At 63.8% G+C, this 20,533-nt stretch carries 23 protein-coding genes; 7 read left to right on the top strand and 16 right to left on the bottom strand.

The genetic code is table 11. From position 1 onward, the window contains the following. Window positions 1-26 precede the first annotated feature (26 nt). The 4 genes from FJ418_RS06855 to FJ418_RS06840 form a co-directional block, all read right to left on the bottom strand. The gene (locus FJ418_RS06855; RefSeq protein ID WP_140864423.1) at window positions 27-509 is read right to left on the bottom strand and encodes a DoxX family protein; all 483 of its coding nucleotides are present in this window, start codon (window positions 507-509) and stop codon (window positions 27-29) included. 159 nt (window positions 510-668) lie between these two features. Further along, on the bottom strand, window positions 669-1,130 hold the full coding sequence (locus tag FJ418_RS06850; protein WP_140864421.1) for a tetratricopeptide repeat protein: 462 nt from the start codon (window positions 1,128-1,130) through the stop codon (window positions 669-671). A gap of 36 nt (window positions 1,131-1,166) precedes the next feature. Next, window positions 1,167-2,138, bottom strand: a complete 972-nt coding sequence (locus FJ418_RS06845) for an MBL fold metallo-hydrolase (protein ID WP_140864420.1) — start codon at window positions 2,136-2,138, stop codon at window positions 1,167-1,169. Between the two features lie 303 nt (window positions 2,139-2,441). Beyond that, the gene (locus tag FJ418_RS06840; protein ID WP_140864418.1) at window positions 2,442-2,648 is read right to left on the bottom strand and encodes a DUF680 domain-containing protein; all 207 of its coding nucleotides are present in this window, start codon (window positions 2,646-2,648) and stop codon (window positions 2,442-2,444) included. 359 nt (window positions 2,649-3,007) lie between these two features. On the opposite strand from FJ418_RS06840, the gene FJ418_RS06835 reads away from it, so the two are divergent. Next, window positions 3,008-5,605, top strand: a complete 2,598-nt coding sequence (locus tag FJ418_RS06835; RefSeq protein ID WP_246682970.1) for an EAL domain-containing protein — start codon at window positions 3,008-3,010, stop codon at window positions 5,603-5,605. A 201-nt stretch (window positions 5,606-5,806) separates the two neighbouring features. After that, a complete protein-coding gene (locus tag FJ418_RS06830) occupies window positions 5,807-6,802 on the top strand; it encodes a transporter (protein ID WP_140864414.1) in 996 nt (331 codons plus the stop codon). Window positions 6,803-6,813: 11 nt separating this feature from the next. Here the strand turns inward: FJ418_RS06830 and FJ418_RS06825 are convergent, their stop codons facing one another. The 9 genes from FJ418_RS06825 to cysS form a co-directional block, all read right to left on the bottom strand. Beyond that, window positions 6,814-7,500, bottom strand: coding sequence for a glutathione S-transferase (locus FJ418_RS06825; RefSeq protein ID WP_140864412.1), 687 nt, complete (start codon window positions 7,498-7,500; stop codon window positions 6,814-6,816). 60 nt (window positions 7,501-7,560) lie between these two features. Beyond that, window positions 7,561-8,490, bottom strand: coding sequence for an EamA family transporter RarD (gene rarD / locus FJ418_RS06820; protein WP_140864410.1), 930 nt, complete (start codon window positions 8,488-8,490; stop codon window positions 7,561-7,563). Between the two features lie 297 nt (window positions 8,491-8,787). Then, window positions 8,788-10,404, bottom strand: a complete 1,617-nt coding sequence (cimA, locus tag FJ418_RS06815) for a citramalate synthase (RefSeq protein WP_140864408.1) — start codon at window positions 10,402-10,404, stop codon at window positions 8,788-8,790. 49 nt (window positions 10,405-10,453) lie between these two features. Beyond that, the gene (gene pip, locus FJ418_RS06810; protein ID WP_140864406.1) at window positions 10,454-11,422 is read right to left on the bottom strand and encodes a prolyl aminopeptidase; all 969 of its coding nucleotides are present in this window, start codon (window positions 11,420-11,422) and stop codon (window positions 10,454-10,456) included. Beyond that, window positions 11,419-11,895 (bottom strand): GFA family protein, encoded by a 477-nt coding sequence (locus FJ418_RS06805; protein WP_140651939.1) that lies wholly within the window; start codon window positions 11,893-11,895, stop codon window positions 11,419-11,421. The genes pip and FJ418_RS06805 overlap by 4 nt, the downstream gene beginning before the upstream one ends. Further along, a complete protein-coding gene (locus FJ418_RS06800; RefSeq protein ID WP_140651690.1) occupies window positions 11,895-12,383 on the bottom strand; it encodes a GFA family protein in 489 nt (162 codons plus the stop codon). Before FJ418_RS06800 ends, FJ418_RS06805 begins: the two co-directional genes overlap by 1 nt. Window positions 12,384-12,416: 33 nt before the next feature. Beyond that, window positions 12,417-12,803 (bottom strand): VOC family protein, encoded by a 387-nt coding sequence (locus FJ418_RS06795; RefSeq protein WP_140864404.1) that lies wholly within the window; start codon window positions 12,801-12,803, stop codon window positions 12,417-12,419. Beyond that, window positions 12,800-13,198 (bottom strand): endonuclease domain-containing protein, encoded by a 399-nt coding sequence (locus tag FJ418_RS06790; protein WP_140864402.1) that lies wholly within the window; start codon window positions 13,196-13,198, stop codon window positions 12,800-12,802. Before FJ418_RS06790 ends, FJ418_RS06795 begins: the two co-directional genes overlap by 4 nt. A gap of 271 nt (window positions 13,199-13,469) precedes the next feature. After that, window positions 13,470-14,912, bottom strand: a complete 1,443-nt coding sequence (cysS, locus tag FJ418_RS06780) for a cysteine--tRNA ligase (protein WP_140864399.1) — start codon at window positions 14,910-14,912, stop codon at window positions 13,470-13,472. Between the two features lie 391 nt (window positions 14,913-15,303). Between cysS and FJ418_RS06775 the strand changes: the two genes are divergently transcribed. Continuing rightward, window positions 15,304-15,459 carry a hypothetical protein gene (locus FJ418_RS06775; RefSeq protein ID WP_140644414.1) on the top strand — a complete coding sequence of 52 codons (156 nt, stop codon included), beginning with the start codon at window positions 15,304-15,306 and terminating at the stop codon, window positions 15,457-15,459. Window positions 15,460-15,572: 113 nt separating this feature from the next. On the opposite strand, the gene FJ418_RS06770 is transcribed toward FJ418_RS06775, so the two are convergent. Continuing rightward, complete coding sequence (locus FJ418_RS06770; protein WP_140864397.1) at window positions 15,573-16,334, bottom strand: SOS response-associated peptidase; 762 nt, start codon at window positions 16,332-16,334, stop codon at window positions 15,573-15,575. 116 nt (window positions 16,335-16,450) lie between these two features. On the opposite strand from FJ418_RS06770, the gene FJ418_RS06765 reads away from it, so the two are divergent. The 4 genes from FJ418_RS06765 to FJ418_RS06750 all read left to right on the top strand — a co-directional run bounded on the left by FJ418_RS06765 (window position 16,451) and on the right by FJ418_RS06750 (window position 18,851). Next, window positions 16,451-16,870, top strand: coding sequence for an NUDIX domain-containing protein (locus FJ418_RS06765; protein WP_140864395.1), 420 nt, complete (start codon window positions 16,451-16,453; stop codon window positions 16,868-16,870). A gap of 75 nt (window positions 16,871-16,945) precedes the next feature. Then, window positions 16,946-17,323 (top strand): TIGR02301 family protein, encoded by a 378-nt coding sequence (locus FJ418_RS06760; RefSeq protein WP_140864393.1) that lies wholly within the window; start codon window positions 16,946-16,948, stop codon window positions 17,321-17,323. 353 nt (window positions 17,324-17,676) lie between these two features. Further along, entirely contained in the window at window positions 17,677-17,934 is a 258-nt protein-coding gene (locus tag FJ418_RS06755; protein ID WP_040984202.1) for a hypothetical protein, read from the top strand. Window positions 17,935-18,065: 131 nt separating this feature from the next. After that, entirely contained in the window at window positions 18,066-18,851 is a 786-nt protein-coding gene (locus FJ418_RS06750; RefSeq protein ID WP_140854570.1) for a hypothetical protein, read from the top strand. Between the two features lie 66 nt (window positions 18,852-18,917). Here the strand turns inward: FJ418_RS06750 and FJ418_RS06745 are convergent, their stop codons facing one another. Continuing rightward, window positions 18,918-19,142 carry a hypothetical protein gene (locus tag FJ418_RS06745; protein ID WP_140864391.1) on the bottom strand — a complete coding sequence of 75 codons (225 nt, stop codon included), beginning with the start codon at window positions 19,140-19,142 and terminating at the stop codon, window positions 18,918-18,920. Window positions 19,143-19,195: 53 nt separating this feature from the next. After that, window positions 19,196-20,527: a dihydroorotase gene (locus tag FJ418_RS06740; protein ID WP_140864389.1), complete on the bottom strand. Its 1,332-nt coding sequence runs from the start codon at window positions 20,525-20,527 to the stop codon at window positions 19,196-19,198. Window positions 20,528-20,533: the final 6 nt, after the last annotated feature.

Here is a 20,533-nt window from a genome sequence, read left to right as displayed (position 1 = left end):
CAATCCAAAGAGGTTTCCGTGCCGCCTCAAACCGGCAGGCTCGTCTCCCCCACCGACGGATGCTGCTCGACGGACGGATCAATCTTGGTGTCCTTCGCGAGCCTGGCCAGCACCCTGTCCACCGACAGCCTGCCGGAACCGGAGAGCGCCAGGATGAACATGCCGCCGGCGATGGCGAGATCCTTCTCGAAATGCAGCAGTTCGTTCTGGCTGGCGAAATTGGTGTGGAAGAGGCCGGCCGTCATCAGGCAGAACAGGCCGAGGCCGATCGCGCCGAGCCGCGCCAGGATGCCGAGCGCCACGGAGAGGCCGGCGCCGAGCTGCAGCGCGATGGTGGCCAAAAGCAGCGGCGTGCCGACGCCGAGCGCGGCCATCGCCTTCTGAGCGCCTTCGAAATGGGTCGCCAGTTCCAGTCCCTCATGCACGAAGATCAAGGACAGGAGCAGCCGGCCGACCAGCAGGACCGCGTCCCTGGCGTGAAGTTTTTCGGCAAGTTCGATCGGTGTCATGGTCGGCTCCAATCTTTGGAAGACGGGGGGGGCGCCGCGCGTCCATATCGACGCGCGCGTTGAAAGGTCGGAGCCGGCGCGAGGGAGAGGAACGCCGGCTCCGGTTTTCGGGCGCTACCGCCGTGGCGCCCAAAAGGATGGCGAGGCCTTATGGGCCGCCTACTTTGTCACCTTGGTGTCGATGGCCTGCTTGAGGTCCGAAAGCTCCTCGCAGCCGGCCGGGCAGAGTTTTTGCAGCGAGGCGAGCTGCTCGTTCGCCTTGGCCATGTCGCCGGTCTCGACATAGAGCTCGCCCAGATATTCATGCGCGGCCTTGTGGTCGGGCTGAAGTTCCAGCGCCTTGGTGTAGTAAGTGAGCGAGGTCTGGTAGTCGCCGGTCTTGCGCAGCGTGAAGCCGAGCAGGTTGTAGACGTCGGCCTGCTGGGTGTCCTGCGCGAGGTCGCGCAGGTCGGCCAGCGCGCCCTTATAGTCCTTGGCCTCGATCTTGGCCTTGACGGCCGCCAGGTCCGGCGCGTCGGCGCCTTCGATGTCGTCCACCGCATAGGCCGGAACGGCGATGGCGATGGGGGCCGCGGTCAGCACCGCAATGGCGCCGAGCACCGCGAAAAGTGCGTGTTTCATTGGAGTTGTCGCTTTCTGTTCAGGATCCGATTCAGATCAGATCTGGGTTGGGGTGAAGGCGTAGGCGTTGCCGTCCCTGACGAAGCTGCCTGTGCCGGGGAACGGGAAGTGCGAACCGCAGATGCGGACATTGTCGGCGATCACCTGGTCGATGATCCGGTGGCGCGTGGTGATCGCCATCGGCCCATCCTGGTCATAAGCGCCCTGCCATTCGGGATGCGGGGCAAGCAGCGCCGGCACGTACATGGTGTCGGCCGAGACGAGGAACTGCTCGGAGCCGGCATCGACATGGTAGACGGAATGGCCGGGCGTGTGGCCGGGCGCCACCATGAGGCGGATGCCGGGCACCACTTCCGCGCCATCGTCGACCAGCTTCCAGTTCTTCCATTTCGGGAAGTTCTCGGCGATGCGCTTGCCCGCCGGCTTGCGGCCCTCGGGCAGCTTGGCGAGGCGGCTTGGATCCGTCCACCAATTGTATTCGGTGGCGTTGACGATCAGCTCGGCATTCGGGAACACCGGATTGTTGGTGCCTTTTTCCATCAGGCCCCAGACATGGTCGGGATGAAAATGCGAGATCATGATGGTGTCGATCGCCTTGTAGTCGATGCCGGCGGCCTTCATGTTGGCCGGCAGATGCGTGGCGTTGGCCTGCCACTGGCCGACGCCGGAGCCGGCGTCCATCATGATGGTGCGGCCGTTCATCTGGAGCACCACGACGGTGAGCGGGATCGGCATGAATTCGGTGATCAGTCCGGCCTTGGCGAGGGCCGCCTTGGTGTCGTCGACCGACACATCCTTGATGAAGGCCGGGTCGTGCGGCTTGCGCCAGACGCCGTCATAGACGGCGGTGACCTCGAGCGAGCCCACCTTGTATTTGTAGAAGCCGACCAGCGGCTCGACCGGGGTTTCGGCGTAAGCCGCGGGCGCGAATTCCAGCTTGCCGGCAATGCCGAAGGCGGCAGCGGCGGCGGCGGAACCGAGCACCATGCGGCGTGTCATGTTGAACATCGGAAATCTCCTCTTGTGGCTTGGGCGTTTGCTTCAGGTTTCAGGCGGTATGAGAGAATGGCGGAGGGCCCGGTGCGACCCTCCGCCGGCTGCGGAACCGGAACCGGCCGGTCCGACTGAAGACCGGCCGGCGCGGGGAGATCGGGACGTCTGGTCGTTGACCCTGGGCGAGGTGTGCCTTCCTCACACCGGCATCAGGACCTTCGATCCCGCCTCCTGGGCGAGGACCTTTCGGTCCCGCCGGGGATCAGGACCTTTTGGTCCTGACTCCTGGGCGAGGACCTTTCGGTCCTGACTCCTAGCTCAGCGACCCCAGGTGCCCTGGCCGGGCTCTTCCGCAGCAATCCTGGCCGCCGGCTTCATATCGGGCTTCGCGATGGAGGCGGTGGTGGTGGTGTCGACGGCCGCGGCCTGCTGGCCGCCATTCGTCCAGGGGAAGCGGTCGCTGCCGGCAAAGGCGCTGCCGGTGGCAACGAGGATGGCGAGAGCGATGAAGACGGTTCTGTTCATACGCGTAGTCCTTCCGAATTGGTTGATGCGTGCCTTGGGAGGACGGCCTCGCTACAGCCAAGACCCGGAAGGCCCGGGCTTTATTCCCGGGACGCGGAAGATTTTTTGGGAGCAACGGAAAATCGCGATTTTTGCGAGATGAACGGCCCAGTTAGCCGGCGTTAATCATGGCTCGAATTTGTTGGCTCAAGGCAAGCCTCCAGGCCGCGAACGGCGCAACTTGAAGCGGGCATGGAAGTTCTAATTTAAGCACTTTCCTTTAACTCCGATCGATGGGGCGTCGTCCTCCGATCGATGGAGCGTCGTCCAGGAAAGCTATTCGGGTTGAATTGACAGCGACAAATTTCAACATCGGCCGTATCAGGCAGGCCGTTTTCTCTTCCGCCAACGTGCCGGCGGCGATTGCTTTCGTCGTGCTCTTGATCTGCGCGATCTTCGTCGACCAGCAGAACAAAACGGTTTCCGATCAACTCACGCGCGCGGACGTCCTCTACAAGGTCAATATCATCCGCGCCAAGCTGGAAGGAAACATCAACGGCAATCTCCAGTTGGTTCAAGGCCTCGTCTCGGCCATCGTCACCGAGCCCTATATGGGGCAGCAGAGATTTGCCTCCCTCGCTGCCAATCTCTTCAAGCAGAAATCGCAGTTGCGCAACGTTGGCGGCGCGCCGGATCTCGTCATTTCGCTGATGTATCCGATGGAGGGCAACGAGAAGGCGATCGGGCTCGACTACCGCAAGAACGAGGCGCAACGCTTGGCGGCGCTCAGGGCCCGCGACCAGCGCATATCGGTCCTTGCCGGTCCCGTCGACCTCAGGCAGGGCGGGCGCGCCTTCATCGGCCGGATCCCTGTCTTCGTGCCGACAGCGGGGGGCGGCGATCGCTTCTGGGGCCTTGTCTCGGCGGCTATCGATATCGATCGGCTCTACGCCGCAAGCGGCCTCACCGACCCTGATCTCGACATAGATGTGGCGCTTATCGGAAAGGATGCGCTTGGCGGTGGCGGCCAGCGCTTCTTCGGTAGCGCCGACATCGTCAAGAACAATCCGGTGACGGCAGACGTGCAGCTGCCGTTCGGTTCCTGGCACATATCGGCAATCCCCAAGGGCGGTTGGCCGACCGTGCCGAAGAACGAGCGGGGCTTGCAGGCGCTCATGGCGCTCGCCGCTGTGCTGGTGGTGCTGCCCATCCTGGTGGCCGGACGGCTGTTCGGCGAAAGGCAGAAAAACTATGCCGAATTGAGGCGCCTGTCCGGGAGGCTGGAACTGGCGCTGGAGGCTTCAGGCATCGGCGTGTGGGAGCAAGATCTCTTCACCGACGAGCTGCTGTGGGACGATCGCGTCAATGAGATCTACAACAAGCCCGCCGACGGGAAGCCGCGCGGCTATGACGACTGGGCACTGGCGATCCACCCCGAGGATGTCGCGCGGGCACGGCGCGAGTTCGACCTTGCCGTGGGTGCAAAAGGTCCCTACTCGTCGCAGTATCGACTGCTTCGCCCAGACGGCACCGTCCGCCATGTGCGCGCGCGCGCAAGCTACTTCCAGGACAGCGACGGCACGCCGAAGATGGTCGGGGCCGAATGGGACGTGACCAGCGACGTTCTGCTCAACGAGAATCTGGTGCGTGAACGGCAATTGTCGGAATCGAAGAATGCCGAGCTCAAGACCGCCAAGGCGCGCATCGAGCATGTCGCGCTGCACGATTCACTTACCGGCCTGCCCAATCGCCGTTACCTCGATGAGATGCTGGCCAACTCGCCCGAGGATCGCACTGCGCTGCTGCATCTCGACCTCGACCGCTTCAAGCACATCAACGACACGCTCGGCCATGCGGCGGGCGACGCCATGCTCATGCATGCCTCGAAGGTCATCAAAGCCAACGCCCGGGCAGGCGACTTCGTGGCGCGCATCGGCGGGGACGAGTTCGTTGTGGTTTGCCAGGGGCGCGATGACAATGAGCTCGCCGCGCTAGCGGATCGTATCATCGAAGAAATGCGCCAGCCCGTCGACTATAAAGGCCACCAATGCCGGTTTGGGGTCAGCATCGGGATTGCGGCGCTTAGCGGCGTCGATGCGAAGCAGTTGCTGGTCAACGCCGATCTCGCGCTCTATCGAGCCAAGAGCCGCGGTCGCAACCGCTATGAGTTCTTCAACGAAGAGCTGCAGAGCGAGATCGTCAGGACCAAGCAGACCGCTGACGAGATCCTCAGCGGGCTGGAGCGCAACGAGTTTATCGCCTACTATCAACCACAGTTCGATGCCAAGACGCTCGAGATCGTCGGCGTCGAGGCGCTGTCGCGCTGGCGCCATCCACGGCGCGGCATCCTCGCCCCCGACATCTTCCTCAAAGTGGCCGAGGAATTGAATGTGGTCTCGCTGATCGACCGCACGATCCTCGAACAAACGCTGGAGAATTTCCAGCGCTGGTCGCGCGACGGCCTCAACATCCCGCGCTTTTCCGTCAACGTCTCAGCACGAAGGCTGGAGGACAAAGACCTGATCAACGGCCTGCGCATGCTGGCGATCAAGGAGGGAACCGTCTCGTTCGAGCTCGTGGAATCCATTTTCCTGGACGAAAATGACGAGCTTGTCGCCTGGAACATCGAGCACATCAAGGAGTTCGGGATCGACATCGAGATCGACGATTTCGGCACAGGCCATGCATCCGTCGTCAGCCTGCTCAAACTGCAACCGCGCCGTCTCAAAATCGACCGGCAGCTCGTCACGCCGATAACGGGCTCGGCGGCGCAGCGGCGGCTGGTGTCGTCAATCATCGAGATCGGCAAATCGCTCGGCATCGGAGTCGTGGCGGAAGGCGTCGAGACGATGGAACACGCGCGCATCCTGAAAGAGCTTGGCTGCGACATCCTGCAAGGCTACGCATTCGGGCGTCCGATGGACCCAAAATCCTTCAGGACCTTCGCGATGTCGCGCAAATGGCTAGCGACTGGATAGGCAGGCGAAGCGAGCTGCCGTTTGATCGCAACGCTACGGCTGCGCAGCCAGTTCGGCCAACGGATAGGACGGCTCTGTCGAGAGTTACTGCAGCCGTAAAGACGGTCACCAAACTGTCACACTGCGCGGCAATCGCCATGGTACGTTTGCCTTGGCCGCCCCCCGCGACCCCTGACCGCACCAAGAGCCGGCGAAGCCGCCATGAACATCGCCCTCCCCGCCGAAGGCACCGACCTTTCGCCCTATCTGCCGGACGAGCACGGGCTGTTCTTCATCTATCATTTCAAGGCCGACGGCTCCCGCACCAAGGACCCCGCCGAGGCGCATTGGAGCTGGCGCAGCTACCAGATCACCGACATGCGCGCCCGCCAGGAGATCGGCGCCGAGCAGGCCCTGCCGCAGCCGGTGCGCGATGCCTTCCTGTCGCCCAGTCATGGCTGCCAGATCGATTTCGAGGACGACTTCCTCTATGGCGACCTGCCCGACCTCAGGCATGACTTCGCCGAGGCGCGCGGGCTCACGCATTTCCGTTTCGCCTTCAACGACAAGATGCTGGTCGGCGCCCGCAAGCAGCCGCTGGAATCGGTCGACAAGATCCGCAAGCTGGTGGAGGGCGGCACGCGAAAATTCCGCACGCCGGCCGAGCTGATCGAGGCGGTGATGGGCCAGTCGCTCGACGGCATGGCGGCCGAACTCGACAAGATGGGCGATACGCTGGACGGCATCGAGGACCGGATCGTCGTCGATGCATGGCACAGCGAGCGCCAGGCGCTGGTCGATGCGCGCCGGCAGCTGGTTCTGATCCACCGGCAGATGGCGACGCTCACCAACCTCTTCCGCCACCTCGACCATTCGCATCGCAACGAGCTGCCGGACCCGATCAACGACATGGCGACGCGGCTATCGCACCGGGCGCACACGCTGCATCACGACGGCGAGCAGTTGCAGGCGCGCACCCGCCTGTTGCAGGACGAGCTGATGGCCAAGTTGACAGAGCAGTCGAACCAGCTGCTCTATGTCCTCTCCGTCATGACGGCGGTGCTGTTGCCGATGACCATCATCTCCGGCCTGTTCGGCATGAATGTCGGCGGACTGCCGCTGGTCGACACGCCGCTGGGATTCTGGGTGGTCACGGCGATCTCGGTCGTCATCGCCGGCATCGTCTATATGATCGTGCGGCGGCTGGGGCGGGTCTGAAGCAATCGGGACTACGCGGTTGCCCGCAGATCCTCGACGATGGCGCCGGCGGCGGCGACTTCGGCTTCGTGGTCGGGTTCGCGCCACGTCTCGGCAAGTCCGGCCGCGTACCATTCGCGCATGGCCGGCAGGTCGAGCAGCCGCGACGGATAGGCAGCGGCTGCGCCTTCGAATGCCAGGCCATAGGACTGCGCCCTGAATGCGATGGGGGCGAAGAAGGCATCGACGGCACCAAAACGGTCGCCGGCCAGGAAACGTCCGCCGAAACGCGCTAGGCCATCGTTCCACAAGTCTCCCATGCGGAAGATGTCGTGCTTCAGCGCGCCGGACATGGGCGAAAGCTTTACCCGCACGCCGCAGCTCATCGGGCAGTCATTGCGCAGCGCGGTGAAGCTCGAATGCATCTCGGCGGCGGCCGAGCGCGCCCAGGCGCGCGCTTTGGCGTCCTCCGGCCAGACGCCCGGGTGGCGTTCGGCAAGGTATTCGACGATCGAGAACGAATCCCAGACGGCCCAGCCATCATCGACAAGACAGGGCACGCGTCCATTTGGCGAGAACTGCCGGTAGAGGCCGAAACTCGATCCGGTCGGGAACGGCGTCAGCCGCTCCTCGAAGGAAATACCGAGGACACGCATCAGCAGCCACGGGCGCAGCGACCAGGACGAATAGTTCTTGTTGCCGATATGCAGAACGTACATCGGGCGCCCTCTGCTTCTTGTTTATGCAATTCCAGACGGAGAACCGTCTCGCACTTTTGCTTATCTCGTCGCGGAAGCCGGCGGGCGGACCTCGCGCCGCCTGAACATCGACCAGCTATACATGGCTAGAGCTGCCCAGATCAGCGCAAAGGCGACAGCCTGGGTGCCGCCGAACGGCTCGTCGAAGATCAGCACGGCGATCAGGAACACCATGGTCGGCGCGATATATTGCATGATGCCGATGGTGGACAGGCGCAGCAGCCTGGCGCCGAAGGCAAAGAGCAGCAGCGGCACCGCGGTGACCGGGCCGCAGCCGATCAGCAATGCGGTGTCGGCGCCTGTGCCGGAAATCAGATGATCCTGGCCGGTGGCGATCAGGTAGACGATGTAGCAGAGCGCCGGCACCGACAGCAAAAGCACTTCGAGCAGGAACCCCTGGCTCGGGCCGATCGGCAGCGTCTTGCGGAAGAAGCCGTAGGCGGCGAAGGAGAAGGCGAGCGCCAGCGACACCCAGGGCAATTTGCCGGCCTCGATTGTGAGCACGATCACCGCGACCGCGGCCAGCGCCACCGCGGCGATCTGCAACCGGTCGAGCCGCTCGCCGAGCAGCACCGCACCGACAACGACGACCACCAGCGGGTTGATGTAATAGCCGAGCGCGGTCTCGACGGTGCGGTCGACCGCGATCGCCCAGACATAGATGCCCCAGTTGATCGAGATCAGCACCGCCGTCAGCGCCGCCATGGCAAGGCTCTTCGGCGAGCGGATCGCCGCCTTGAAGTCGGCGGTGCGGCCGGCCCAGATGAGCACCGCCGCCGCGATCGGCACCGACCAGACGACGCGGTTGGCGATCACCTCGGCAAGCGGCAGATGCGCCACCGCCTTCATGTAGAAGGGCAGCAGTCCCCAGAGGAAATAGGCGCCGAGCGCCAGGAGGAAACCGCGGCGGGCCTTGGCATCCTGATCGAGATCGGCTGTAGCGGTGACCATGGCCTGACGCTATGGCCCAGCGGATCGCCCAAGACCATCACAAAATTATGATGGATCAACGGACTTTTCGTGATGGTTCAAGGCTTGCGCAAGTTCCTCGCCCCACGCAGTGGGGAGGGGTGGCCCGGCGAAGCCGGGACGGAGAGGGGTTTTCGCAAAGTGTAGAAAATGGGGAATTAGCGACCTTGCTGCGCCCTTTCCTTCTTGGACTCTGGCTTCGCGCAAGTCGCTCCCCCGCTCCGTCCCGGCTGCGCCGGGCCACCTCTCCCCCGCTTTGCGGGGGCGAGGAAAGGAGCCCTACTCCGCCGCCACCAGCCCCGCCATGTCGCGGTTCTTCATCAGCTTGTAGACGATCGAATCCATCAACGCCTGGAAGGAGGCGTCGATGATGTTTTCCGACACGCCGACGGTCCACCAGCGGGCACCGGTGGAATCGTGCGATTCGATCAGAACGCGGGTGATCGCCTCGGTGCCGCCGTTGAGGATACGCACCTTGAAGTCCGCGAGCTCGAGATCGGCGATCTCGCTCTGATATTTGCCGAGGTCCTTGCGCAGCGCGATGTCGAGCGCGTTGACCGGGCCGTGGCCTTCGGCGACCGACATCTTCTCCTCGCCGTCGACCTCGACCTTCACGATCGCCTCGGAGACGGTCTTCAGATTGCCGTTGGCGTCGAAGCGGCGCTCGACCATGCAGCGGAACGAGGTGACGTTGAAGAACTCCGGTAGGCCGTGCAGCATCTTGCGGGCCAACAATTCGAACGAGGCGTCGGCGCCTTCATAGGCATAGCCTTCGGCCTCGCGCTCCTTGACCACGGCGATCAGCGCGTCGAGCCGGTGATCGTCCTTCGGCACGTCGATGCCGCGCCGCTTCAGCTCGGCGAGGAAATTGGCCTTGCCGCCCTGGTCGGAGACCATGACGCGGCGGCGGTTGCCCACGGCTTCCGGCGGGACATGCTCATAGGTCGCCGGCTCCTTGGCCAAAGCCGAGGCATGGATGCCGGCCTTGGTGGCAAATGCCGATGAGCCGACATAGGGCGCCTGCGCTTCCGGCGCGCGGTTGAGCAGTTCGTCGAACGCACGGGAAAGCCTCGATATTCCGGTCAGCGCCTCGGCCGAAATGCCGGTCTCAAAACGATCGGCGAAGGCGGGCTTCAGCGCCAGTGTCGGGATGATGGAGATGAGGTTGGCGTTGCCGCAGCGCTCGCCGATGCCGTTCAGCGTGCCCTGGATCTGACGCACGCCGGCCTCGACCGCGGCAAGGGAATTCGCCACCGCCTGTCCGGTGTCGTCATGGGCATGGATGCCGAGATGATCGCCGGGGATGCCGTGCGCGATGACCTTGCCGACGATTTCGCGCACTTCCGAAGGCTGCGTGCCGCCATTGGTGTCGCACAGCACCACCCAGCGCGCGCCGGCTTCATAGGCCCTCCTGGCGCAGGCCAGCGCATAGTCCGGATTGGCCTTGAAGCCGTCGAAGAAATGCTCGCAGTCGACCATCGTCTCCTTGCCGGCCGCGACAGCGGTTTCCACCGAGGTCTTGGTCGACTCCAGGTTCTCCTCGTTGGTGCAGCCGAGCGCGACGCGCACGTGATAGTCCCAGCTCTTGGCGACGAAGCAGATGGCGTCGGACCTCGACTGCACCAGCGCCGCCAACCCCGGGTCGTTGGAAGCCGAGATCCCTGCCCGCTTGGTCATGCCGAAGGCGACGAATTTCGCGCGCTCAGTCCGCTTCTTCTGAAAGAAAGCTGTGTCGGTCGGATTGGCGCCCGGATAACCGCCCTCGACATAGTCGATGCCGAAGTCGTCCAGCATTTTGGCGATGGCGATCTTGTCCTCGACGGAAAAGTCGATGCCCGGCGTCTGCTGGCCGTCGCGAAGTGTCGTGTCGAAGAGATAAAGGCGTTGCTTTGTCATGGCTGCGTGGGTGCTTCAGCACCCTCCTCTGGCCTTGCGGCCGGTAATGTCATTTCTTGCCGGCGAACCCATCCGTCGCCCGGATCAGGCGGTCCAAAATCCCGGGCTCCGAATAGGCATGGCCGGCGCCTTCGACCAGGTGGAAGTCCGCCTTCGGCCAGGCCTTGTGCAGCGCCCATGCATATTTTGCCGGACACGGCATGTCGTAGCGGCCGTGGACGATGGTGCCCGGAATGTCCTTCAGCTTCCAGGCATCGCGCAGCAACTGCCCTTCCTCCAGCCAGCCGGCATGGACGAAGTAATGGTTCTCGATGCGGGCAAAGGCCACCGCGTAGTCGTCCTGGCCGAACGGCGTGCTGGTTTCCGGCTCTGGCAGCAGCGTGATCGTCTCGCCTTCCCAGAGGCTCCAGGCAAGCGCTGCCTGAACTTGAGCGTTGCGGTCGGACCCGACCAGCCGCTTGCGATAGGCGGCCATCATGTCGCCGCGCTCGGCCTCGGGGATCGGCGCCAGAAAACGCTCCCATTTGTCGGGAAACATCTCCGATACGCCGAACTGATAATACCATTCGAGCTCGGCGCGGGTCAGCGTATAGATGCCGCGCACGACCAATTCGCTGACGCGGTCCGGATGCGTCTCGGCGTAGGCGAGCGCCAGCGTCGAGCCCCAGGAGCCGCCGAAGACAAGCCATTTGTCGAAGCCCGCCATTTCGCGCAGGCGCTCGATATCGGCGACGAGATGCCAGGTGGTGTTGGCCTCGAGCGAAGCGTTGGGCGTCGACTTGCCGCAACCGCGCTGGTCGAACAGGATAACGTCGTAGAGCTTCGGGTCGAACAGACGCCGGTGTTTCGGCGAGATGGTGCCGCCCGGGCCGCCATGCAGGAACACGGCGGGCTTGGCGCCCTTGGTGCCGCAGCGTTCCCAATAGATGGTGTGGCCGTCGCCGACATCGAGCATGCCTGACTCGAACGGCTCGATCTCCGGATAGAGCATACGCAACGAACTGCCGTGGATCGTCATAGTTTCAAGCCCTGCTGCGGCCAGTTGGCCGTCTCGTGGTCGGGATGCTGGAAGGAAATGATCTGCTCCTGCCGTCGATAGAAGTCGGGATCGTCGAGGATCGGCGCCTCGAAGATCTTCTCCACCCAGGGCAGCCGAACCGCGTAGTTGACCTGGATCTGCGGCGCGAGGTCGGAGCGGTCGTCGAAGGCGCCGATCGCGATCTCCAGCGCGCCGGGCTGGCGATAGGTCAGCGGCGTGCCGCAGCGGGCGCAGAAACCGCGATCGATGTTGACCGAGGACTGGAAATAGCTCGGCTCCTCATGGGTCCATTCGACGCCGTCCTTCGGCACCGTCACCAGCGCGCCGAAGAAATTGCCGAACTGTTTCTGGCACATGCGGCAATGGCAGATGGAGGGGCGCCCGAGCTTGCCCTTGATGCGGAAGCGCACGGCGCCGCACTGGCAGCCGCCGGTTCGAACGTTTTCGGTCATCATCTTTCCTCCGGTGGCCATTGGTCGGTGTCGTGATCGGGATGCTGGTAGGAGACGAGCTCGGCGAGGTAAGGCGCCGAGGCGATATCGGCCATCGTGTCCTCGGACGGCAGCTTGGGGATGCCGTCGACATAGGGAAGTTTTGCCTCCGTCCCCCACTGGATGGTGGGCGCGATGCCGGTCGGGTCATCGAAGGCGGCGATCGCAAGCGCCACGCCGTCGGGGGCCTCGAAGGTCAGCGGCGTGCCGCATTCGGCGCAGAAGCCGCGCCAGGCGGCATTGGACGAGCGGAAGCGTTTGGGCTCGCCGCGCGTCCAGTCGAGCATGGCGCCGCGCACCGAGACCAGCGGCAGATAGAAATTCCCGCTCGCCTTCTGGCACATGCGGCAATGGCACACAGAGGCTTCGCCTAGCGCGCCTTCGACGCGGAAACGCACGGCGCCGCACTGGCAGCCGCCGGTGTAGACAGGCCGGTTGTCGAGGCTCATGACACACTCCCGCTCATGGGCTGCTTTTGGGACTCACTCCGGATCATGGCAGACCGCCTCGACATTGTTGCCGTCGGGGTCGAAGACGAAGGCGCCGTAATAGTTGGGGTGGTAATGCGGGCGCAGACCCGGCCCGCCATTGTCCTTGCCGCCCGCGGCAAGTGCTGCCGCGTGGAAAGCGTCGACCTCGGCGCGGCTGCGCGCGGTGAAGGCGACATGCTGGGTGGATCTCGGCTTGTCCGTGCTGTCGCTCAACCAGAACACCGGCCGGTCGCGGCCATAGCCGCCAACCTTGGCGCCGCCGGTATATTCCTGAGGCACCATGTAGAGCAGCGAAGCGCCGAGCGGCGCCATCGCCTTGTCGTAGAAGGTCTTGGATGCGTCGAAATCGGATACGTTGATGCCAAGATGGTCGATCACGGGACGAGCTCCTCCGTTGGTGGCGCGGGCGCGACGGCCAGGCCGGCCACGATGACGATGTGCTGGCAGACATTGTCGATATCGCGGATCACGTCGTCGTTCCAGAAGCGCAGGATGGTCCAGCCAGTGGCGGCTAGATAGGCAGTTCTCTCCTCGTCGCGGCGGGAGTGTTCCCCATCGCCATGCTGGCTGCCATCGACCTCAACTATGAGGCGATGCGCAGAACAAGCGAAGTCAACAATGTAAGGTCCAATCGGCACCTGCCGCCGAAAGCTCATGCCCATGAGCCTGTGCGCACGCAATTCGTTCCAGAGCTTCAGCTCGGCATCGGTCATCGCGCGCCGCATCGATTTGGCGTTTTTGCGCTGATGAGAGGGAACGCGGTCGTGACCCATGCTCAGGCCGCCCTACGCTGGAGATTAGCGAAACCGCACGCGACATCTGATCTCCCCCCTTGCGGGGGAGATGTCCGGCAGGACAGAGGGGGGTGCTGTCCCGCCAGCGTAGCAACTAGGGAGCGCTGCACTCTCAGGAAATGGCTGGCATGAGAATGGGGAAGTTTGAACGCTGGCGTTCCTTCATACCCCCCTCTGTCCTGCCGGACATCTCCCCCGCAAGGGGGGAGATTGGCCGTCGCCGATGGTTTCGCCAATCGCCGAAGTTGTCTCACCGCTTGATCTCCCACGTCGTCACGCGCTCGCCGGTGGCGGGGTCCTTGCCGTCCTTCAACTGCACGCCTTGCGCCAGCAACTCATCACGCAGGCGGTCGGCCTCGGCCCAGTTCTTGGCGGCGATCAGCGCGAGCCGATCGGCTATCGCCTTGGCGATCGCTTCCTCGTCCACTTTGGCCGCGCCGACGTCGAAGCCCAGGAAAGCCAGCGCCGCCTTCAAGGACCCGGCGGCTTTCTCGCCGCCTGTATCGCCCGCCTCGCCGGCAAGCTGCGTGAGCCGCTGGAAGGCTGTGTAGGTGGCGAGGTCGTCGCACAGCGCTTCCACCACCTCGGCCGGCAGGTCCTTCGCGGCCACTGGTGCAAGGTCTGCGGCGCGCTTCCACTTGCGCAGCGTGTTTTCCGCCTCCTCAAGCTTGCGCACGGAGAAATCGATCGGCTCGCGATAATGCGTCATCAGCATCGCCAGCCTGAGCACCTCGCCCGGCCAGGTGCGGCCGCCGAAGGTGCTGGTCTCCAGCAATTCGTGGATGGAGAAAAAATTGCCGAGGCTCTTCGACATCTTCTGGCCTTCGACCTGCAGGAAGCCGTTATGCATCCAGACATTGGCCATGACCTTGGTTCCGTGGGCGCAGCGCGACTGGGCGATCTCGTTCTCGTGGTGCGGGAAGATCAGGTCCAGCCCGCCGCCATGAATGTCGAAGACCTCGCCGAGATAGGCGGCGGACATCGCCGAGCATTCGATGTGCCAGCCGGGCCGGCCCCTGCCCCACGGGCTCTCCCAGCCGGGCTCCTCAGGCGAAGACAGCTTCCACAGCACGAAATCGCCGGGGTTCTTCTTGTGCGCGTCGACGGCGATGCGCGCGCCGGCCTGCTGCTCGTCGAGATTGCGCTTCGACAATTCGCCATAGTCGGGCATCGAAGCGGTGTCGAACAGCACCTCGCCGCCGGCGACATAGGCGTGGCCGCGCTCGATCAGCTGCCGGATCAGCGACAGCATGTCGGCCTTGCCGTCGGCCCGGGGCGCGACGAATTCGGTCGCTCGCGGCTCGTAGGTCGGCTGCAGGCAGCCAAGTGCGGCGACATCCTTGTGATACTGATCGGCGGTCTTTTCGGTGACCTTGCGGATCGCATCGTTGAGCGAGAGCTTGCCGGCCGCGATCGCCTCGCCGAAGTCGCGCAGCGCCCTGGCATTTATCTTGTCATCGACATCCGTGATGTTGCGCACATACGTGACATGCGTTTCGCCATAGACTTGGCGCAACAGACGGAAAAGCACGTCGAAGACGATCGCCGGACGCGCATTGCCGATATGGGCAAAGTCGTAGACGGTCGGGCCGCAGACATACATGCGCACGTTCAACGGATCGATCGGGATGAATCGCTCCTTCGTCCGCGTTAGCGTGTTGTAGAGGTTGAGGCCCTTCGATGCGTCAGACATGCGGTCCCGGTCCTTAGTTTGTGTTTGCCGGAACCAACTTCGCGCCGAAGGCACAAATCAGGCTCCAGCCTGCTGGCCGGGGCGTTTTTCCGATCTGGGGAAAGATGAGGCGAAAACGTCCGGACCAGCGCGAGGCTAGCCAATAATGCAAATGCCACAAATGGCGAAAGACGTTTTCATGGGCGGCTTTATCGCGCTGGCAGGTGTTGCCGTCAAGTCGCTCCGCTCAGGAAAGATGTGGCTGAATCACAGGTAAAGACAGGACGAAACATTTTATTAAACATGTCGGCACAGTGATGAAACATTCGCCGGCTAGACCGTCAGATGTCACGATTTGGTCGGAATCGGCCGCCAAACGCTGGACACGAAACCGTTACCAGGGAAGAGAATCATGGCTCGCACCAAGCAGGAACAGAACCGACAAACGCAGCCCGCACTGGCCAGCCACTACCGCGCGATCGGCCCGGCGGCAATCGTCGCGGCCCTCCTCCACACCGCAAAGAAGAAGAAGCCCGCGCAGAAGATCGTTTCGCCGCGCGTTGCCTGAAAGGGCACGACCGGCACGGTCCCCGACAATGGGGACGCCGGCGATGAGGGCGCCAGAGAGCGCCCTGGAGATGAAGGCCTCCGGAAGCAGCCTCGCAAGGCTGATAACCTTCGCTAGAACAAGCTCATCTGGTTTTCGTCCGGGCCAGGCTTCTGGCGCCCGGGTTTTTCGGCCTGCGGCGAAACGATGCCGCGCTCCTGAATCTCCGGCCCGGTGTTGGCGACCTTGTTGACCAGGCCGGAAACCGGAATCGCCTCGAAGAAATCGGGTTCGGCGGGCTTCAGCAGATCAAGCACGTCGCGCGGCTCCTGCGTGCGGCAATCCAGCCAGCGGGCGAAGTCGCGTTCCTCGATCACCACCGGCATGCGGTCGTGGATATGGGCGATGCCGGCATTGGCCTCGATCGTGACGATCGCTCCGGTATCCATCTCCGAGCCGCCGGGCTCGGAAAAAGTTTCGATCAGGCCGGCGAAGGCGACCATGCCGCCGCGTCGCGGGCGGATCCAGTAAGGTTGGCCCTTGCCGCTGCCCGACTGCTGCCACTCGTAGAAACCCGATGCCGGCACAAGAGCGCGGCGGTGACGCATCGCGGTCTTGAAAGAAGCCTTTTGCAGCACACCCTCGGAGCGGGCGTTGATGAGCAGCGGAAACGCCTTGGTGTCCTCGACCCAGGCCGGAATCAGGCCCCACCGCACCAGCATCGCCTGGCGGTCCGGCAGATTCGAGCCCGGCTCCCGCTGCGGCCCGGCAAGCGCCATCAGCACCGGCTGCGTCGGCGCGATGTTGTAGCGCGCCGGAAATTCCTCCAGCTCGGCCAGGCCGAGGAAGGCGGCGGTCTGGTCCGGCGTGGCGGTCAGGGCAAAGCGTCCGCACATGGATCTGGCTCTTCGATTGACGTGCAATGAAAGTGGCGATGGAACCGCCACGCCGCAACGGCTAAAGCTTGTTTCACCCAATCGGTCCACAAAAGGCTGCGGAGAGATCGACACGCATGGAACAGCGCAAGCTCTTACCGGCCGTTTCCGTCGCCGTCGTGCGCGGCGAGACGGTGCTTCTGGTCAAGCGCGCGCGGGCGCCATCGCAGGGGCTCTACGCCTATCCCGGCGGCAAGGTCGAGCCGGGCGAGACGCTGGCCCAAGCCGCGGCGCGCGAGTTGCAGGAAGAGACCGCGCTCGAAGCGACAGGTTACCGGCCGCTGCGCGACATCCATATCGACGGCAGCAGTGAAAACCACGCGGTCGACTATCTGCTGACGGTGTTCGGCGCGGCCTATGCCGGCGGCGAGCCCGTGGCCGGCGACGATGCCGAGACGGCGGCGTTCTACACGCTGGCGCAAATGGCCGCGATGCCGCTGGCGGGCGACGTGTTCTCAGTCGCCGAGGAATTGCTAGGGGCCGCTGCGGGCGATTAGACACCCATAAAAATCGCCTTGCGGGCGACAAAATGTTTCGCCACAAAGCTCTAGCTCCCTCACGCCAAGGCTTTGATGACCCGCGCTTCTGCTCTTCTCGCCGCGTGCCTCGCTGTCAGCATGACCGTCGCGGCATCCCCGGCCCCCGCCGCCGAAGCGCCGTTCGAGCCCGGCCTGATGCGGCTGGCGGAAGTGCTCGGATCGCTGCATTTCCTGCGCAACCTATGCGGCGAGAAGGGCGACCAGTGGCGGGCCGAGATGGAAAAGCTGCTCGAATCGGAAAATCCCGATCCCGACCGGCGCGCCCGCTTCATCGCATCGTTCAACCGCGGCTACCGCTCCTTCAGCGGCACCTACACCCAATGCACGCCGTCGGCGACCGAGGCCATCGCCCGCTACATGAAGGAAGGCGAGACGTTGTCGCGCGACATCGCTTCCCGCTACGGGAATTGAGGCCGGCTCGGCCGCTGCGCGTTTTGCGCAGATTTTTTGCGGGCTATCGGCGCCAATGTGACGCGCCTTATTGTGTCCTGTCCCGCTCTGGTGCAATCATGTGTTGCACTTGCGCAACAGCGTTAATGAAACGTTAGCGCGCGATTGTGGAATTAACTCAAACTGAAGGTTTTGATGCCCCAAGCCGGCCTAATCGGCTAAGCTCGGCATCGATTGAGCGCAGTCCCGATCGCAATGTAGATTTCGACCGTAAAAATGTCGTATTTACAAAGACTTAAATGAGGCTGCGGACGAACTGACAGACCAAGCCAGATCCCTCGTCGGATCGATGCTTGCAGAAGGTGGACATCGCAATGGAACATGGCGTCAGCGACATCGACGCATTGGTCAGGGAAGAAAAGCGGCTGACCGCCGTGGAGAGCCACAGCGAAGCGTGGGCCGAAGGCCTATCGGCCGGCATCGAGCCGGAAATCATCGCCGAGGCAGCGCTGGAGACCGCTTTCGGCGAGATGTTGCGCGCCAATGGTGAGACCTCTGCGCTCGCGCTCCTCGACCGCATGCGGGAAAAGGTGATCGCCGGCGCGTTCGAGCCCGAACGGCTGAAGCATTAGCCACCTGTTTTGACAGCGACTTTTTGACCACGAGTTTTTGACGGCGACACGCCATTTGGGCATCATGCCATGCGCCTGGACGCTCGGAGCGCCGGCCGGGGCCGAACCCGGGAACCATGGAGAGGCAAGCGGTGAGATTTTCGATGTCTGGCCGGCCGCGCGGGCTGGCCCTCAGCATCCTGATCGCCGCTTCCTGCCTGACGCTGCCCCTGTGCCTCACGAGCACGCCTTCCTACGCGCTGAGCGAAATCCAGCGCGAGGACCTGCCTTCGCCGGGCACCCCGCCCGCAACTGGCGACAGCGCCGCGCCCGGCGCCACCGTGCCGATGCCGGAGGCGCCCGCTACCAAGCCCTCGGACCAACCTGCCGACGATACGGACAAGTCGGAGCCGGAGACGCCGCCCGCCAATGGCGGCATCACCAGCCCGCGCACCGATCCGGACGCTCCGCCGCCTGCGGTCGTCTACGACCTCAACACGCTTCCCGAACCGGTCAAGCGCATGCATGGGCTGATCATCGAAGCCTGCCGGACCGGTGACATCGAGAAGCTGAGATCGCTGATCGGCAAGGGCGATTCCATGACGCAATTGTCGCTTGGCGACATCGACGGCGACCCGATCACCTTCCTGAAGAGCCTCTCGGGCGACGGCGACGGCCAGGAAATCCTCGCCATCCTGGAAGAGGTGCTTTCGGCCGGCTATGTCCATGTCGACACCGGCACGCCGCAGGAACTCTATGTCTGGCCGTATTTCTTCGCGCTGCCGCTCGACAAGCTCGATCCCAGGCAGCGTGTCGAGTTGTTCAAGCTGGTCACGGCCAGCGATTATGACGACATGAAGCAGTTCGGCGCCTACATCTTCTACCGCGTCGGCATCACGCCGACCGGACAGTGGCTGTTCTTCGTCGCCGGGGATTGAGACGCAACAGGTACGGCAATGTTGGCGGGACAGCGCAACGACAGCGGCTGGGATTGTCGCTACGGCTCAGGCCGTGGTCAGAAGGATACCGTGGCCAAATTCGTCGGCCAATTTCATGATAAGCAGCTTCTCACGCGCCGTAAGGCGCTTTTGGTCGACAAAGCGCCAGTTGCGTTCGTAAGGCGCAAAGGCCTCTTTAGCGGGGATAGGACACGTGACATCGCGGTTCCAGGCGAGCGCCTGGAGTTCAGAAAACTCCGCAGGAATGATCGGCGCAATATTCGCGGTCATGGTGCATCCAAGATAATGCAGAGCGCTTAATAAATCCAATTCTTGGCAAGGGCCTAGGCCGGCAGCGCCTCGGAAAACTCCACCGCCCTGCCCTGGCCGGGCGTGACGATCTCGCCTTCCCACATGACGCGCCTGCCGCGCACGACCGTGCCGACCGGCCAGCCGGTGACCTCCCTGCCGTCATAGGGCGTCCAGCCGGCCTTGGAGCCGGCCTGGGCGTTGGTGATGGTCTCGCTGCGCTTCAGGTCGACGACCGTAAAATCGGCATCGTAGCCGGCGGCGATGCGGCCTTTCCTGGCCATGCCGAATATGCGCTGCGGACCATGGCTGGAAAGGTCGACGAAGCGCTGCAAAGTGAGCCGGCCTGCGTTCACATGATCGAGCATGATCGGCACCAGGGTCTGCACGCCGGTCATGCCCGACGGCGAGGCCGGATAGGGCTTTGCCTTTTCTGCTAGCGTGTGCGGCGCGTGGTCGGAGCCCAGCACATCGACGATGCCTTGCGAAATGCCATGCCAGACGCCGTCGCGGTGGCGAGCGGCGCGCACCGGCGGGTTCATCTGGATCAGCGTACCCAGCCGCGCATAGTCATCGGCGCTCAGCGTCAGATGGTGGGGCGTCGCCTCGCAGGTCGCGACATCCTTGTGCTGTTCGAGGAAGACGATCTCCTCGGCTGTCGAGATGTGCAGCACATGGATGCGCGCGCGCGTCTGCCTGGCGATGCGCACCAGCCGCTCGGTGCAGCGCAGCGCCGCGATCTCGTCGCGCCAGACCGGATGCGACGACGGATCGCCCTCGATGCGTTCGCCGAGCCGCTCGCGCAGGCGGAATTCGTCCTCGGAATGGAAGGCGGAGCGGCGGCGAGTGTTGCGCAGGATCGAGGCGACGCCTTCATCGTCCTCGACCAGCAGGTCGCCGGTGGACGAACCCATGAACACTTTTATGCCGGCCGCTCCCGGCAGCCGTTCCAGTTCGCCGACATCACCGGCATTGTCGCGCGTGCCGCCGACCCAGAAGGCGAAGTCGCAATGCATGCGCCCGGTGGCGCGGCGCACCTTGTCGGCAAGTGCGGCCTCGCTGGTGGTCAGCGGATTGGTGTTGGGCATTTCGAAGACGGCGGTGACGCCGCCCAGCACCGCGGCGCGGGAGCCGGTCTCCAGATCCTCCTTGTGCTCCAGCCCCGGTTCGCGGAAATGCACCTGGCTGTCGACGACGCCCGGCAGGATGTGCAGGCCCGTGCAGTCGATGGTTTCGCCGGCCGAAGCCTGGCCGAGATCGCCGATCCGCGCGATGCGTCCGGCCTTCACGCCGATGTCGCGCCGGCCCTCGCCGTCATGATTGACCACCGTGCCGCCTGACAGGATGAGGTCGAAGGTGGTTGCCATGGCAGG

The organism is Mesorhizobium sp. B2-8-3 (genome assembly GCF_006440815.1).
Lineage (GTDB): Bacteria > Pseudomonadota > Alphaproteobacteria > Rhizobiales > Rhizobiaceae > Mesorhizobium.
The sequence above is the reverse complement of the archived record's forward strand: the minus strand, read 5'-3'. Positions and strand labels throughout refer to the sequence as shown.